General features: G+C 71.4%; 14 protein-coding genes. 5 read left to right on the plus strand and 9 right to left on the minus strand.

Features of this window, described 5'->3' with window-relative positions; genetic code table 11:
• Window positions 1-23: 23 nt before the first annotated feature.
• Window positions 24-413 (minus strand): VOC family protein, encoded by a 390-nt coding sequence (locus DEU36_RS07750; RefSeq protein WP_120263642.1) that lies wholly within the window; start codon window positions 411-413, stop codon window positions 24-26.
• A 135-nt stretch (window positions 414-548) separates the two neighbouring features.
• Here DEU36_RS07750 and DEU36_RS07755 point away from each other — a divergent pair, with 135 nt between their 5' ends.
• The 4 genes from DEU36_RS07755 to DEU36_RS07770 all read left to right on the plus strand — a co-directional run bounded on the left by DEU36_RS07755 (window position 549) and on the right by DEU36_RS07770 (window position 4361).
• On the plus strand, window positions 549-1130 hold the full coding sequence (locus DEU36_RS07755) for a nitroreductase family protein (RefSeq protein ID WP_120263643.1): 582 nt from the start codon (window positions 549-551) through the stop codon (window positions 1128-1130).
• 159 nt (window positions 1131-1289) lie between these two features.
• The gene (locus DEU36_RS07760; RefSeq protein ID WP_120263644.1) at window positions 1290-2522 is read left to right on the plus strand and encodes a type III polyketide synthase; all 1233 of its coding nucleotides are present in this window, start codon (window positions 1290-1292) and stop codon (window positions 2520-2522) included.
• Complete coding sequence (locus tag DEU36_RS07765) at window positions 2513-3211, plus strand: methyltransferase domain-containing protein (protein ID WP_120263645.1); 699 nt, start codon at window positions 2513-2515, stop codon at window positions 3209-3211. Before DEU36_RS07760 ends, DEU36_RS07765 begins: the two co-directional genes overlap by 10 nt.
• Window positions 3204-4361 carry an NAD(P)/FAD-dependent oxidoreductase gene (locus DEU36_RS07770; RefSeq protein WP_120263646.1) on the plus strand — a complete coding sequence of 386 codons (1158 nt, stop codon included), beginning with the start codon at window positions 3204-3206 and terminating at the stop codon, window positions 4359-4361. The genes DEU36_RS07765 and DEU36_RS07770 overlap by 8 nt, the downstream gene beginning before the upstream one ends.
• A gap of 4 nt (window positions 4362-4365) precedes the next feature.
• Here the strand turns inward: DEU36_RS07770 and DEU36_RS07775 are convergent, their stop codons facing one another.
• The 5 genes from DEU36_RS07775 to DEU36_RS07800 form a co-directional block, all read right to left on the minus strand.
• Complete coding sequence (locus DEU36_RS07775) at window positions 4366-5190, minus strand: UbiA family prenyltransferase (protein ID WP_120263647.1); 825 nt, start codon at window positions 5188-5190, stop codon at window positions 4366-4368.
• Between the two features lie 455 nt (window positions 5191-5645).
• Window positions 5646-7874 carry an ATP-dependent Clp protease ATP-binding subunit gene (locus DEU36_RS07780; protein WP_120263648.1) on the minus strand — a complete coding sequence of 743 codons (2229 nt, stop codon included), beginning with the start codon at window positions 7872-7874 and terminating at the stop codon, window positions 5646-5648.
• 64 nt (window positions 7875-7938) lie between these two features.
• On the minus strand, window positions 7939-8937 hold the full coding sequence (locus DEU36_RS07785) for a helix-turn-helix domain-containing protein (protein ID WP_120263649.1): 999 nt from the start codon (window positions 8935-8937) through the stop codon (window positions 7939-7941).
• Between the two features lie 261 nt (window positions 8938-9198).
• Complete coding sequence (locus DEU36_RS07795; RefSeq protein ID WP_120263651.1) at window positions 9199-10305, minus strand: glycosyltransferase family 1 protein; 1107 nt, start codon at window positions 10303-10305, stop codon at window positions 9199-9201.
• Between the two features lie 2 nt (window positions 10306-10307).
• Window positions 10308-11456 carry a glycosyltransferase gene (locus DEU36_RS07800; RefSeq protein WP_396652162.1) on the minus strand — a complete coding sequence of 383 codons (1149 nt, stop codon included), beginning with the start codon at window positions 11454-11456 and terminating at the stop codon, window positions 10308-10310.
• 243 nt (window positions 11457-11699) lie between these two features.
• Here DEU36_RS07800 and DEU36_RS07805 point away from each other — a divergent pair, with 243 nt between their 5' ends.
• A complete protein-coding gene (locus DEU36_RS07805; RefSeq protein ID WP_120263653.1) occupies window positions 11700-12293 on the plus strand; it encodes a hypothetical protein in 594 nt (197 codons plus the stop codon).
• 106 nt (window positions 12294-12399) lie between these two features.
• Here DEU36_RS07805 and DEU36_RS07810 read toward each other — a convergent pair whose 3' ends face one another.
• The 3 genes from DEU36_RS07810 to DEU36_RS07820 all read right to left on the minus strand — a co-directional run bounded on the left by DEU36_RS07810 (window position 12400) and on the right by DEU36_RS07820 (window position 15068).
• Window positions 12400-13284, minus strand: a complete 885-nt coding sequence (locus DEU36_RS07810) for an endonuclease domain-containing protein (RefSeq protein WP_259455271.1) — start codon at window positions 13282-13284, stop codon at window positions 12400-12402.
• Between the two features lie 236 nt (window positions 13285-13520).
• On the minus strand, window positions 13521-13970 hold the full coding sequence (locus DEU36_RS07815) for a heat shock protein transcriptional repressor HspR (protein ID WP_120263654.1): 450 nt from the start codon (window positions 13968-13970) through the stop codon (window positions 13521-13523).
• Window positions 13971-14063: 93 nt separating this feature from the next.
• Window positions 14064-15068 (minus strand): DnaJ C-terminal domain-containing protein, encoded by a 1005-nt coding sequence (locus DEU36_RS07820; protein ID WP_120263655.1) that lies wholly within the window; start codon window positions 15066-15068, stop codon window positions 14064-14066.
• Between the last annotated feature and the right edge of the window lie 5 nt (window positions 15069-15073).

The following is a 15073-nucleotide window of genomic DNA, read 5'->3' on the forward strand; positions in this document are numbered from 1 at the left end:
CGTCGCATCGCCGTCCTCCGGTCTCAGGCCTGGAGGACGGCGATGACGTTCCCGGCGGGGTCGCGGAACCAGGCGATGTCGGGACCGCCGCCCCCGCCCCGGACGATCCCCCGCTCGTCGGAGGGGAACACCTCGTCGGGATAGATCTTCGTGTCGACGCCGCGCTCACGCAGCTCATCGACGGCGGCGTCGATGTCGTCGACCGGGAAGTTCAGGATCGTGAAGCTCGCGGGCGTGTGTCCGGGCTTGTCGTAGACCAGGATGCCGCCGCCCGAGGCCAGCCGGATCTCGAGAAACCCCATGGGATTGGTCTCGACATCGAGACCGAGAGTGTCGGCGTAGAACGATCGGGCCGCGTCGATGTCGTCGACGCTGAACCCGCTGAAGGCCCCGTCCGGGGTGAATGCGCTCATGCCGACAGGTTCACCCCGCCCGGAGGCTCGCGCAAGAGGTTTCTCGTGACGGGGAATGTCGGCGAGCGCGCCGTGGTTCGCACGTGACGGGACGATGGAGTCCGACGCCAGTCCACTGAATCATCGGGAGAACCCATGTCCCTCATCGAAGAACGCGTCGCCGAGACCGACGCCCCCGTCCTCGACATCCTCGCCGCGCGCTGGAGCACCCGTCTGTATGACGATGTCTCGCCCGTCGATGAGGACGCCCTCGCCAGCGCCCTCGAAGCGGCGCGCTGGGCACCCTCTGCCTTCAACGCGCAGCCCTGGCGTTTCGTCGTGGCCCGCCGCGGCACCGAGACCCACGAGAAGGTCGTGTCGACCCTCGTCGAGTTCAACCAGGCCTGGGCCGGCCCGGCAGGCGCCCTCATCGTCTTCATCGCGCAGACCGAGAACGACGGCAAGCCCGTACCCACCGCGCTCTACGACCTCGGTCAGGCCGCTGCGCACTTCACCGTCCAGGCCCACGCCGATGGTCTCTACACGCACCAGATGACCGGATTCGATGCCGCGAGTCTCGCCGACAAGCTCGGCATCGAGTCACCTTTCGTTCCCGTCACCGTCATGGCCGTCGGAGACCTCGGAGACGTCGACGCCGCCTCCGCGGCGGTCCGCGAGCGCGAGCTGTCGCCCCGCACGCGCCGTCCGGTGGCCGAGTCCGTCGTCATCGACGACTGAGCCCGCCCCGCCTCAGCGCCCCGCCGTGCCCCGTGCCGGCGGGGCGCGGTCGTTCGGGATGGCGACGACACCCCCTCTCGACGGCCGCGCACCATAGACGAGGCCTGTGAGGTGCGACACCCCCGCGCCTCGGGGCGCGTCCTCCGGTTATCGTCAAGCATGACCGCCCGCATCCTGTCGATCGGCACCGCGGTGCCGCCGGCCGTGATCCACCAGAACTCCGTGCGCGACCTCTTCGCCGCGCAGCCCGGCATCGGGCGGCTGTCGCAGCGCCTGGTCGGCGCAGCGTTCGACGCCTCGGCGATCGAGACGCGGCACACGGTGCTGACCGACCTCGCCGACGCCCTCGCCTCCCGGGCCGCGGGAGGGAATGCTGCGCGAGCGGATGCCGCAGAGGCGGATGCCGCCGACCCGGCATCCCTCCCCGTCATCTCCGGCGACGGCGCCCTGCTGTCACCCTCGACCCGAACGCGCAACGACGCCTACATCGCGCTCGCCCCCGAGCTGTCGGCGCGCGCGGCCCGCGAGGCCCTGTCGGCGGCATCGGTCGACCCGGCCGACGTCACGCATGTGGTGACCGTGTCGTGCACCGGGATGTACGCCCCCGGCCCCGACTACCGACTCGTCCGAGATCTCGGCCTGCCGACATCCGTCGAGCGCTACCACCTGGGGTTCATCGGCTGCGCTGCCGCTGTTCCGGCGCTGCGCGCGGCGGCCCGCATGTGCGCCGCGCAGCCCGACGCGGTCGTGCTCGTCGTGTGCGCCGAGCTGTGCACGCTGCACTTCCGCGTCGCGGACGATCCCGACCAGATCCTCGCCGCGTCGCTGTTCGCCGACGGCGCCGCGGCGGCCGTCATCAGCGCCGACCCCTCGCGACGCGCTGACCGCTGGCTCGATCTCGACCGGTTCGCGACAGCCGTGACCGACGACGGCGAACGCGACATGACCTGGACGATCGGCGACGCCGGTTTCGAGATGGTGCTCACGGCCGAGGTGCCGCGGATCATCGGACGGGAGATCCGCGCCGCGGTGGCCGACGTCGTCGGCGATGCCCACGTCGACGTCTGGGCTGTGCACCCGGGTGGTCGTGCCGTCCTCGACCGCGTGGAGTCGGGGCTCGACCTGGCACCCGATGCCCTCGCGCAATCGCGCGCGGTGCTGCGGGACTACGGCAACATGTCGAGCGCGACGATCCTCTTCATCCTCCGCTCGCTCCTCGCGGGCGATGCTCTGCGCGATGGTCAGACGATCGCGACGCTCGCCTTCGGGCCGGGCCTCACGATGGAGGCCGCCCTCCTCACCGCGGGAGTCGCCGCCGCGCCCGACGCCGCTGCCGGTGAGACCGTGGCGAGGGATGCCGCACGGCCGGAACCCGTCGCATCGTGGACCTGAGGCACCGCGACGTCGACCTGCGGGAGCTGATGGACGACCCCGGCTGCGACCCGGTCGCCCTCGCGCAGACGCTCCGCCGCTTCGACGTCGTCAATCGCGCCGTGAGCGGTTGGGGAACGGTGTGGCGGCGCCACCTGCGGCCCGCCCTCGCGCGGCTCGATCGTCCCTCGCGGGTCCTCGACATCGGTTCGGGCGGCGGCGACGTCACCGCCCGACTGGCGCGGCTCGCCGAGCGGGACGGCCTCGACGTCAGCTGGGTCGGGATCGATCCCGACCCGCGCGCTCTCGCCGTCGCCCGTGAGCGCGGCCGGCCCGACCTCGAGTTCCGCAGCACCGACTCGTCCACTCTGCGCGCGAGCGGCGAACGTTTCGACGCCGTGATCTCGAACCATGTCCTGCATCACCTCGGCGAGAGCGAGCTCGATGCCTTCGTCGGCGACTCGCTCGCCCTGTCGCGCGGCATCGTGCTGCACGCCGACATCGAACGCGGGCGGGCCGCCTACGCGCTCTATGCCGCGGGCATCACGCCGCTGCAGCGCGGGACGTTCCTGCGCACCGACGGACTGCGCTCGATCCGCCGCAGCTACCGCGCGCCCGAGCTGCGGATGACGCTCGCCGACCGCGGCGAATGGCACGTCGTGCGGCCGGCACCGTTCCGCGTGCTGGCCGTGGGAGCAGGGCATGCCTGACGTCATCGTCGTCGGCGCCGGCCCGGTGGGGATGCTGCTGGCCGCCGAGCTCACACGGCGGGGCGTCGACGTCACGGTGCTCGAGAGACGTGAGCGCAGCGGCGACGGATCCCGCGCGATCGGGCTCCACGCCCCCGTGCTCGCAGCGCTCGAGGCGGGCGGCGCGACCGACCGCATCCTCGCCGACGCCGTCCGCGTCTCGCAGGGCGAGGCGCGCAGCGACGGCGAGCTGCTCGGCGTCGTGCGCTTCGACCGCCTGCCGGCTCGGCATCCGTATGTCGCGACCCTCCCCCAGGCGCTCACCGAGCGTGCGCTCGCGCACGGCGCACCACCTCCGCTGCGGGGCACCTCGGTCACCCGCGTGACACCGCGACCCACCGAGGTGCGGCTCGAGACGGCGGGCCCACGGGGGCACGGCGAGCTCTCGGCGCCACTCGTCGTGATCGCGGGAGGCGTCGGCGCGCGTGAGCTGGTGTTCCGGCCGGAGGCCCTGCGCCGCACGAGCTACCCCGACCGATATCTCATGAGCGACGCGGACGTGCCCGGTAGAACCGACGCGGAGGTCGCGGTCGTGCACCTCGCGGCATCCGGCGTGCTCGAGTCGTTCCCCCTGCCCGGAGACCGTCGCCGGTTCGTCGCCTGGGACGCCCCGCCCGCGCGGGAGGACGGCGGTTTCGACGAGCCGGAAGCCCGACTGCACCGGCTGCGCGCGGCGATGCGCGAACGCGGCGAGACGGATGCCGCGGACGCGATCACCGACGCGACGGGCTTCCGCGTGCGGCGCGTGCTCGCGCCGCAGCTCCGTCGCGGCCGGGTCGTGGTCATCGGCGACGCGGCGCACGAGATCAGCCCGATCGGCGGACAGGGGATGAACCTCGGCCTCCTCGACGCGGCGACCCTGGCCCCGCTGCTCGCCGACTGGATCCGCAGCGGGGCCGAGCCCGCCGCCGCCCTCGCCATCTGGGAACGCGACCGCCTGCGCTCGGCCCGCACCGCCGGACGGCTGGCGGCCGTCAACATGCGGCTCGGACGCCCCGTGAGTCCCGTGACGCACGCGATACGCACGCGTGTACTCGGGCGGGTGCTGGCCGCGACCGGGTCACTCGTCCCGAACGCCTACGCGATGGGCCTCGACGCCGCCGCCCGGTGACGCATCAGCGCAGCGACCCTGCGGCCACCACCAGTTGGGCCGCCAGCACGAGGGCCGCGGCCATGACCAGACGGAACCCGGTGCGATCGGGACCGCGCAGCCGCATCCGCACCACGACGGCGATCGCGAGCGCCAGCACCGCCCCGAAGAACAGCCACGGCAAGACGCCGTCGCTCCGTCCGCCGATGAGCACCGCGATCGCGGCCACGACGATGCCGGCCACCGCGACGACCACCGAAATGGGTGCTCCGAGGCGGTGCGGCAGCCCGCGCACGCCCGTGTCGCGGTCGTCGTCGAGGTCGGGCAGGACATTCGTCAGGTGCACAGCGGCCCCGAGCGCCGCACCCGCGACCGCCGCGAAGGGTGCCGCGAGCGTCGGGGCGGAGGAAGAAAGGGTGGCGAGAGAGGGGAAGAGCCCGAAGCTCACCAGAAACGGCACGACCGACAACGGTGAGGATTTCAGCCCCAGGTTGTACGACCAGGCCGACACGATGGTGACGGCATGCGCGAGCAGCATCCCCCACCCGAGCACCGCCGACAGAGCCAGCGCGATGACGACCGAGCCCGACGCCGCGATCCACGCCGAACGGTTCGAGACCTCACCTCGGACGAGGGGCTTGTCGGTCCGGCCGACAGCGCGGTCGCGCTCGCGGTCGATCGCGTCGTTGGAGATGCCGATCGAGAGCTGACCGAACAGCACGGACGCCACGAGCACCGCCAGCCGCCACGGCTCGAGCCCGGCCGCGAGCCCGAGCGCCAGAGCGAGGGCCGTCACGACGACCGATGGACCCGGGTGTGAGGCGCCCCACAGGGCCCGGACCGTGCGCATAGCCTCAACACTCTCACGCCGCCGCCCCCGCCCCGCGTGGCTTGCGCGCGCCGGCGCGGCCGCTTCGCGGCCTGCCGCGCCGCGCCGTGCCGGGGTCGGGCCGTGCCGTGTCGGGCTGTGCCGTGTCGGGCTGTGCCGTGTCGGGCCGAGCCGGGCCGAGCGGGGGGCCGCCAACAGGCTGGATGAGATCAACCGCCACGGGAAACACCCCCACGCGAGGCTCAGCCTGACGACGAGACAGCAACCCACGCCGACCACCGGCCACCCGCCACCCGCCGCGCGCCCCGCTCCGGCCCGGCCACCGCCCGGCCAGCTGTGCCGCCGACAGGCTGAATGGCCTCCGACACCGCGGGAATCACCCCCACGCGAGGCTCAGCCTGACGACGGCACCCAACACCCAGCACCCAGCACCCAGCACCAGGCACAGCCGCCGCCCGCGCAGCCCCAGCCGGGGGTCAGTCGTCGAGCAGCTCGGCCTCGATCACGTCGTCGTCTCCTCCGGCACCTGCCGGCGCGGCGGGCTCCGCCGCGGGGCCTGCGCTGGTGAGCACGAGCGTGGAACCGTCGGCGGCGACGTCGACTCGCACGGTGTCACCGTCGTGCACCCCGCCCGAGAGGATCGCCATCGCGAGGCGGTCCTGGATCTCGGACTGGATGAGGCGGCGCAGCGGCCGGGCCCCGAACACGGGGTCGTAGCCGCGCTCGGCGAGCCAGGCGCGCGCGTCGGGCGTGACGGCGAGCGAGAGGCGCCGGTCCTTGAGCCGCCGCTGCAGCGCGTCGACGGACAGTTCGACGATCTGCGCGAGGTCGTCCTGGCTCAGCGCCTCGAACATGACGGTGTCGTCGAGGCGGTTGAGGAACTCCGGGCGGAACGCCTGGCGCAGCAGGATCTGCACCTGCTCGCGCTTCTGCTCGAGGCTCAGCGTCGGGTCGATGAGGATCGGCGAACCGAGGTTCGACGTGAGGATCAGGATGACGTTGCGGAAGTCGACCGTGCGGCCCTGGCCATCGGTGAGGCGACCATCGTCCATGACCTGCAGCAGCACGTCGAACACCTCGGGGTGCGCCTTCTCGACCTCATCGAGCAGCACGACCGAGTACGGGCGCCGCCGCACGGCCTCGGTGAGCTGGCCGCCCTGCTCGTAGCCGATGTATCCCGGAGGGGCTCCGACGAGCCGCGAGACCGAGTGCTTCTCGCCGTACTCCGACATGTCGATGCGCACCATGGCGTGCTCGTCGTCGAAGAGGAATTCTGCGAGGGCCTTCGCGAGCTCGGTCTTGCCGACGCCGGTGGGGCCGAGGAAGAGGAACGAGCCGGTCGGACGGTTCGGGTCGCTGATGCCCGCACGCGAGCGTCGCACGGCGTCGGCGACCGCCTTCACCGCGACCTTCTGACCGATGAGGCGCTTGCCGAGCTCGGACTCGAGTCGCACGAGCTTCTCGGTCTCGCCCTGCAGCAGGCGTCCGACGGGGATGCCGGTCCACGCGGCGATCACGGCGGCGATGTCCTCGTCGGTGACCTGCTCGTTGACCATGCGTTCGGGACCGTCGACGGCGGTCTCGGCGCGCTCCGCCTCGACGACCTCGCGTTCGAGCGCGGGGATCTCGGCGTAGAGCAGGCGCGAGGCCTTCTCGAGGTTGCCCTCGCGCTGAGCGCGTTCGGCTTCGACACGAGCGGCGTCGAGGCGCGTCTTGAGGTCACCGACGCGGTTCAGGGATGCACGCTCCCGCTCCCACCGCACCTGCAGGTCGTCGAGCTTCTGCTGCTCGTCCTTGAGGGTCGCCCGGAGGGCTTCGAGACGCTCGCGCGAAGCGGCATCCTTCTCCTTCTTCAGCGCGAGCTCCTCGAGCTTGAGCCGGTCGACGTGGCGGCGCAGCTCGTCGATCTCGAGCGGCGCCGAGTCGATCTCCATGCGCAGGCGCGAGGCGGCCTCGTCGATCAGGTCGATCGCTTTGTCGGGCAGCTGGCGGGCCGGGATGTACCGGTTGGACAGGGATGCCGCGGCCACGAGGGCGCCGTCGGAGATCGCCACCTTGTGGTGGGCCTCGTAGCGCTCCTTGAGTCCGCGGAGGATCGCGATGGTGTCCTCGACGCTCGGCTCGCCGACGTAGACCTGCTGGAAACGGCGCTCGAGGGCGGCGTCCTTCTCGATGAACTCGCGGTACTCGTCGAGGGTTGTCGCACCGATGAGCCGGAGCTCGCCGCGGGCGAGCATGGGCTTGAGCATGTTGGATGCGGCGACCGACCCCTCACCGCCGCCGGCACCCATGAGGACGTGCAGCTCGTCGATGAAGGTGATGATCCGGCCGTCGGACTCGGTGATCTCCTTGAGCACGCTCTTCAGGCGCTCCTCGAACTGGCCGCGGTACATGGCGCCGGCCACGAGCGCGGAGATGTCGAGCGACACGAGCTCTTTGTTCTTCAGGCTCTCGGCGACGTCACCGGCGACGATGCGCTGGGCGAGGCCCTCGACGACGGCGGTCTTGCCGACGCCGGGTTCGCCGATGAGGACGGGGTTGTTCTTCGTGCGTCGGGTGAGCACCTGGCTGACGCGGCGGATCTCGCTGTCACGTCCGATGACGGGGTCGAGCTTGCCCTGCCGGGCGCGGTCGGTGAGGTTGATCCCGAACTGCTCGAGGGCGCTCTGCGCCTCCTCCTGTCCGGGCTGTTGCGTGGCGTTCATATCTCTCCTGAAATCTCTCGGCTCAAACTTGAGCCTGTGTGACTCAAGTTTATCACCGTGTTGCTCAGGACGCTACGGCCTCCGGCGCGACACCGGCCACCCAAGCGGCCTCGGGCGTGCAGGCGAAGCGAGCGCGGTATGCCGATGGGCTCACCCCCAGGGCGCGGGCGAAGTTCTGCCGCAGGACGGACGCGGAACCGAAGCCGCTGTCGGCCGCGATCTGATCGAGGCCGAGATCGGTCTGCTCGAGCAATCGCTGGGCGCGCAGGATCCGCTGCCGCCCGAGCCACGCCGCCGGGGTCGTCCCGTAGTCGGCCTTGAATCGTCGGGCGAACGTCCGCGGCGACATGTGCGCGCGCGAGGCGAGCAGATCGACGGACAGATCGAGGTCGAGATTCGCGATCATCCAGTCGGTGATCGGCGCGAGCGACAGCGACGACGCCTCGGGAAGGGGACGGGCGATGAACTGGGCCTGTCCGCCGTCGCGGAGGGGCGGAACCACCATCCGTCGGGCGATGGTGTTCGCCGCCTCGGCGCCGAGCTCGATGCGCAGCAGGTGCAGGCAGGCGTCGAGGCCCGCCGCCGTGCCCGCCGAGGTGATGATCCGGTCCGACTGGACGTACAGCACGTCGGGATCGACCTCGATGCGCGGGTACATGCGCGCCATCGTCTCGGCGTAGCGCCAGTGGGTCGTCGCGCGCTTGCCGTCGAGCACACCGGATGCCGCCACCACGAATGCTCCACTGCAGACGGTGAGCACCCAGGCGCCGCGCTCGACTGCGCGACGCACCACGGCCGTCACCCGCTCGTCGACGGCATCCCAACTCTCGCGCGGGATGGGTGTGATGATCACCAGGTCGGCCTCGTCGGCGAACTCGAGGCCCGCGTCGACGTTGAGCGAGAACGCGAGGTTGGCCGGAACCACGCCGGGATCGGGCGTCACGACACGGAAATCGAAGTTCGGGATGCCCTCGTCGGATCGGTCGAGGCCGAACGCTTCGCACGCGAGGCCGAACTCGAATGGCGCGAATCCGGGCTGGACGACGCAGGCGACCGTGTGCATGGCAGGATTCCTCCGAATACCGTCTCGTCCGCCAGTGTCGGCAGGATGACGCCAATCGTAGCGTTTCTGCCATGGATTCCGACTTGCTTCTCGTCGCCGTCATCGTCGCTGTCGTCGCTGCGTCGATCGCCACCCTCGCGGTCGTCGCGCGCGACGGTTACCGCCGTGTGCCCACCGACGCGTCGCGCCTACCTCGGCCGGCGGAGGTGGCCCCGGGGCCTCGCGATGGCGGGCGCCCCGCGAAGAGGATCGCGGCGGACGTCAGCGAGCGCGGAACGCGCGGGCGCGACGGGATGCCGCGAGCAGTCGCGACGCCGATTCCACCCAGGTGAACCGCGCGATGTGGGCGCGGCCCGCCGCCACGAGCCCCGCACGGGCAGCGTCGTCGTCGAGCGAGACGACGGCCGCCGCGAAGGCACGCGGATCGCGCGGCGGCACGTAGAGCGCCCCGTCGCCGCCGACCTCGTGGAAGATCTCCATGTCGCTCACCACCGCGGGCACTCCGAGCGCGAGAGCCTCGGCAATGGGCAGCCCGTAGCCCTCGTCCAGGCTCAACGTCGCGAGCATGCCGGCGTCGGCGAGGAGCGCCGCGTACTCGGCATCCGTCACCCCGCCGTGGAAGACGATGCGGGCGTCGGCGGGCGCGAGCTTCTCGAGCTCGGCGCGCCGGCCGTCCGAGATGCGGCTCAGCAGGTGCAGTGTGCGACCCGGCAGCCACTGCATCGCCCGGACGAGCGTCTCGACGTTCTTGTAGGGCATGAACGAGCCCATGTAGACGATGTTCCGCGGCTTGGCGGCCCCCGGCATCGCCGTCGCCGGCGCGAGGTCGGCCAGACGCTGCGGAGCGTTGGGCAGCACGACCACCTCGCGCTTGGTCAGCTTCACGTCGGCGAACTGCCGCTTGCTCGTCTCGCTCACCGTCGCGACGAGGTCGGCGGCGTTGAGCGTCGCCCGCTGCGGCGCGTACGAGAGGTGGAAGAGGCGCCACCCCAGACGGACGAACCACGGCAGGTCGCGCGGAGGTGTGCGGTGCCGGTAGTAGATCGTGTCGTGGAGCGTCAGGATCAGCGCGAATCGGCGACCGAGGGCACCGATGGTCTGCATCGGCGAGTAGACCACGTCGGGACGGTGACGGTTCAGACGCAGGGCGGCGAAGGGCTCGAGCATCGAGGTCGGTGCGTGCAGCACGACGTGGGGGGCTCCCTCGGGCAGGAACGCGATCTGCGCGGGGTCGTGCACGATGAACGTGACCTCGACGTCCTCGGCGGGCGCCGCCGCGAACACCGCGTGCGCGAGCTCGTGCGAGAACCGGCTGATGCCGTCGTGGAAGTCGGTGCGGATGTAACGCGCGTCGAAGAACAGCCGCATCGTCACGCGTCGAGCGGCTCGCCGCGGTAGAGCTTCTCGAAGGTGTCGAGAGTGCGCTCGATGTCGTGGATCTCGACGCCGTCGAGCGAGGCCTGCTGCATCCGCAGGTACTCCTCGGGCGATGCGGTGAGCACCCGACGCAGCTTGTCCGCGAGATCGTCGACGTCGCCGGGTTCGAAGAGGTAACCGTTGACACCCGACTGCACGAGGTGGGGCAGCGCGACGGCATCCGCCGCCACGATCGGCAGCCCCGAGGCCATGGCCTCCATCGTCGCGATCGACTGCAGCTCGGCGATCGACGCGATCGCGAACACATCCGCCCGCGTGTACGCGGCACGCAGGTCGGCTTCATCGGTGCGCCCGAAGAACGTGACGCGATCGCTGATGCCCAGCTGCTGCGCGGTCTGCTCGAGGTTCCGACGCTGGTCGCCGCCGCCGACGATGTCGAAGTGGACGTCGAGCTCGGGCGCGAGCTTGGCGACGGCCTTCAGGGTGACCTCGACATGCTTCTCGGTCGTGAGGCGACCGACGAACAGGATGCGACGGTGCTCGCGCGGGGTGAGGTCGGGGGTGTAGTTGCGCTTGTCGATGCCGCAGCTGATCGGGATGACGCCCGAGATGTCGATCGTGTCCTCGAGGAACTCCGCGGCCTTGCGCGTGGGGGTCGTCACGGCGCGCGACATCAGGAACGTGCGCTTGGCGTCGTCCCAGCAGAGCTTGATGATGATCTTGTCGAGGAACGGCGGGAGCGTCGTGAAGTCGATGACGTTCTCGGCCATGACGTGGTTGGTCGCGACCACCGGAATGCCGCGCTTCCTCGCCTCGCGGGTGAGCCCGCGGCCGATGACGATGTGCGACTGGCTGTGGACGACGTCGGGCTTGACCGAGTCGAGGATGCGCCGCGCGTAGTGCTTCGAGCGCCACGGCAGCACGAAGCGCAGCCAGTCGTGCGGGTACCAGCGCCATCCGGGGAGGCGATGGACGGTGAGGTCCGCGCCCTCGATGTTCTCGGTGAAGACGCCCGACTGCGAGTGCTTCACGCTCGGCGTCACGACGTGGACATCGTGACCGCGAGCGGCGAGGCCGGCGGAGAGCCGCTCGGCGAAGCGGGCGGCTCCGTTGACGTCGGGGGCGAAGGTGTCGGCGCCCATCACGATGGTCAGAGGTGCGCGCGAGCTGGCGGCGGGAACACCCTCGTTCGTCGTGGATTCGGTCACGGGTCAGGCCCAATCTGTACGGCGGAGTGCCGCCGGCTGTGGCCGACGCGGCGGCCCCGAGCTTACCCGAGCGGTCTTGACGCTTCCGGGAGGCGGCCCGGCGTTGAGGCAAACCGGCCGCACGGGCTGCACGGCGGGCGGACGCGGGAACCCCGGCGGCATCCCTAGGCTGGGGTCATGGCCCGACTCGAAGCCGATGCCGATCCCGCCCGCTGGGTTGCCGTCACCGAATCGTTCGGATTCTCCGGACGCCGCGCCCGCAAGCGCGCGATCGGGATGCTGCTGAGCCAGGCCAACGCCGCGATCGGCGCCGCGCCGCGCCCGGGCGGGCGGTTCGCCGCGTGGGCCGCGAGCCAGGCGGTGCCGATGCTGATGCGACGCGCGAACGGCCGGGTGCGGGCCTGGATGTGGAAAGCCGACCCCGAGCTGCTGGTCGTTCTCGCGCAGATGCAGGAGGCGACGGCGCAGGTGCGGGCGGCGCGGGCGATGATGCCGATGGAGTACGACGACACCGAGGACTTCCGCTCCCCCTACCTGGGGGTGGGAGAGAAGCTCGTGATGACGCTGCCTCCCGATCCGAGGACGCCGCCGTTCGTGTCGTACACGTGGGACACCGGCACCCACCTCGTGACGTTGTCGGCCGTCTGCAGCGACCGCGAGCGCGTGGGAACGGTGCTCGACGAGCTCGATCATCTCGCCCGCTCGCTGCGCGTCGTCGACGATCTGACCCTCGACGAGTCCGCGGGCACCCTGCGCCTTCCTCCCGCCTGACCCCCTCCGCCCCCTCCGCCCCTGCCCGATCGCCGACCCGACGCAAAAGGTCGCCGAATTCCGGCCGGAGCGACCATTCGTGTCGGGTCGGCGAGGGGTTGGGGGGTCAGCTGGTCAACGCTTCGCGCGCACGGAGGAGGACGGCGCGACGCCGCGCGCCGCGGTGGGTTCTGTTCACGCGGATGACGCGCCAGCCGAGACGTGCGAGGTCGTCGAGGCGGTCGACGTCGCGGCCGTACTGCGCGTCGTCGAGCCGATGCTGCTGACCGTCGTACTCCAGGAGCACGCGCCGCTCGGCGTCGACGAGGTCACCATAGGCCACGAAGCGCCCGGCCTCATCGTGGATGACCGCGTTGACCTCGAAGGTGGTCATCCCGAGGTCCTCGGCGTCGAGACGCAGCTCCGTCTCCGCAACGGAGTCGGTGCGTTCCCGGCAGCGTTCGTACGCGAGTCGGAGCGCGCGTACGCCGCGCCGACCAGACCACGCCGCCACCGCCCCGCCGAGCTGCTCGATGGACAGGACGGGATCATGCCTGCGCATGAGGGAGTCTGCCGCGATGACGAGCTCGCGTTCGCCCATGAGCTCGGCCGATTGGCACCAGGCGACGGCCGGATGCACGATCGGAACGGGTCCGAACCGCCACCGACTCGCCGCTGCGGCTTCGTGCCCGCGCACCCCTGCACCCCGGGCGCGCCCGAGCGGTCGCGGCGCCGCGACGTCCACCTGCGTGCGCAGCCGCTCTGGAATCCAGCCGCCGACGAGAGCCACTGCCGTGGCATGGCTGATGTGCTCGCCTGCGCGCAACTTCGGCAGATAGGCGGTCACCAGCGCGCGCACGTCCGTCACGGGTGCACGCGAGCGGATGCCGCGGAAGGGCACGGCCAGGTCGGCGGAACGAAGTCTGCCCCGCGTCACACCGGTCGCGCGCGCGGTCCCAACCGTGAAGGCACCCGGCAGCGCCTCGGGGAGCTCAGCAGGAATGCGTGCCACCCGTCCAGGCTGACGCTCTCTCGCCCTCTCCCCGCGATATCCCCAGCCCGTTCACCATCCGGTCTCCCCCACCCTCGCCTGTGCAGGAACCCCGCCCACCCCGCCCCACCCTCGCCCCACCCTCACCGCACCCTGAACCGACCCGAATGGCCGCTCCGCACGCCGGATAACGACCCTTTGTGTCGGGTCGACGGGGCCGGCTGAGGCTGCGGGGCCGGCTGAGGCTGCGGGGGCGGCTAGGACTGCGGGGCGGTGGGCGGGGCGGCGGGGCGGCGGTAGAGCACGACCTCGGTCGCGCGGCGGACGCGCGCGCCGTGGCGCAGGGTCACGACGGCGCCGGTCGCACCCGCGGCGAACACCCGCGCACCGGGGCGCTGCTGCATCTCGTCGCGAAGACGCTGCTCGAGGTCTCGCACCTCACGACGAAGGCCCGCGACCTCGTTCTCGAGCTCGAGGATGCGCGCGATAGCGGGCAGACTGATGCCCTCCGCCGACAGCCGAGCCACCTCACGCAGCTGACGGATGTGCCGCAGCGAGTATCGCCGCGACCCGCCCTGCGTGCGCCCGGGCACCACGAGCCCCAGCCGGTCGTACTGCCGGAGGGTCTGCGCGTGCATGGCGGCGAGCTCCGCCGCGGCAGCGATCGCGAAGATCGGGGCGTCCTCGTCGATGTCGTCTTCAGCCATGGTTGGTCACCTCCTGGGCGTCGAGATCGTCGTCATCCGGCCCGCCGCACCAGTCCCGTGGCGAACGGGTGCGGCGGGTCGACGACGGGTGTGTCAGCCGCGCGCCTTGTTCATCAGGTCGGCACGCGGGTTCTCGCGGGGTTCGACCTCCGCGAAGCGCTCGAGGGCCGCCCGGGCTTCCTCGTCGAGGTGCGCAGGAACGGCGACCTGGACCTCGGCCAGCAGATCGCCGGTGCCCTTGGACGTGCTCACACCGCGACCCTTGACCCGCAGGACGCGACCCGACGGCGTGCCGGGCGCAACCCGGAGCTTGACGGGGTCGCCGCCGAGCGTCGGAACCTCGATCGTGGCGCCGAGGGCGGCCTCGGTGAAGGTCACCGGAACCACGACGCGCAGGTTGAGCCCATCGCGCGTGAACACCGAGTGCGGGCGGACCGTGACGGCCACGACGATGTCACCCGGCTCGCCGCCGTCGGGCGAGGGCCGCCCGCGGCCGCGCAGCCGGATCTTCTGGCCGTCCTTGACGCCTGCGGGGATCTTCACCTTGAACGGCTTGCCGTCTTCGCCCTGGAGCGTGACGGTGTCGCCGCGCACCGCCGTCGCGAAGTCGAGCGTCGTCCGAGCTGTGACGTCGGCGCCGCGCTGCGGGCCGCCGAAGCCCTGGAATCCGCCGGTCGAGCGGCCGAATCCGCCCGTCCCGAAGCGGCTGGATCGGCCGGACTGCTGGTTGAACATCGCGAAGATGTCGTCGAAGTCCGCGCCGCGCGCTCCGGCGCCGCCTCGAGCACCCTGGTTGAAGGCGCTGAAGACGTCTTCGAAGCCACCCGCGCCCTGGCCACCCGCGGTGAAGCGGGCGCTGCCCGACCCCATCGCTCGGATCTGGTCGTACTCGGCGCGCTGCTCCTTGTCGGAGAGCACGGAGTACGCCTCGCTGATCTCCTTGAACTTCGCCTCGGCCGCAGCATCGCCCTGCGTCGAGTCGGGGTGGTATTTGCGCGCGAGCTTGCGGTAGGTCTTCTTCAGGTCGCTATCGGAGACGTCCTTGGAGACGCCCAGCACCTTGTAGAAGTCCTTATCGAACCAGTCCTGACTGGCCATGTCGT

This window comes from Microbacterium sp. AG238, assembly GCF_003610405.1.
GTDB lineage: Bacteria > Actinomycetota > Actinomycetes > Actinomycetales > Microbacteriaceae > Microbacterium.

Excerpts from the sequence above, each read along its gene's own strand:
- DEU36_RS07750 (WP_120263642.1), bottom strand. The coding sequence starts at position 413 with ATGAGCGCATTCACCCCGGACGGGGCCTTCAGCGGGTTCAGCGTCGAC.
- DEU36_RS07755 (WP_120263643.1), top strand. The coding sequence starts at position 549 with ATGTCCCTCATCGAAGAACGCGTCGCCGAGACCGACGCCCCCGTCCTC.
- DEU36_RS07760 (WP_120263644.1), top strand. The coding sequence starts at position 1,290 with ATGACCGCCCGCATCCTGTCGATCGGCACCGCGGTGCCGCCGGCCGTG.
- DEU36_RS07770 (WP_120263646.1), top strand. The coding sequence starts at position 3,204 with ATGCCTGACGTCATCGTCGTCGGCGCCGGCCCGGTGGGGATGCTGCTG.
- DEU36_RS07775 (WP_120263647.1), bottom strand. The coding sequence starts at position 5,190 with ATGCGCACGGTCCGGGCCCTGTGGGGCGCCTCACACCCGGGTCCATCG.
- DEU36_RS07780 (WP_120263648.1), bottom strand. The coding sequence starts at position 7,874 with ATGAACGCCACGCAACAGCCCGGACAGGAGGAGGCGCAGAGCGCCCTC.
- DEU36_RS07785 (WP_120263649.1), bottom strand. The coding sequence starts at position 8,937 with ATGCACACGGTCGCCTGCGTCGTCCAGCCCGGATTCGCGCCATTCGAG.
- DEU36_RS07795 (WP_120263651.1), bottom strand. The coding sequence starts at position 10,305 with ATGCGGCTGTTCTTCGACGCGCGTTACATCCGCACCGACTTCCACGAC.
- DEU36_RS07800 (WP_396652162.1), bottom strand. The coding sequence starts at position 11,456 with ATGGGCGCCGACACCTTCGCCCCCGACGTCAACGGAGCCGCCCGCTTC.
- DEU36_RS07805 (WP_120263653.1), top strand. The coding sequence starts at position 11,700 with ATGGCCCGACTCGAAGCCGATGCCGATCCCGCCCGCTGGGTTGCCGTC.
- DEU36_RS07815 (WP_120263654.1), bottom strand. The coding sequence starts at position 13,970 with ATGGCTGAAGACGACATCGACGAGGACGCCCCGATCTTCGCGATCGCT.
- DEU36_RS07820 (WP_120263655.1), bottom strand. The coding sequence starts at position 15,068 with ATGGCCAGTCAGGACTGGTTCGATAAGGACTTCTACAAGGTGCTGGGC.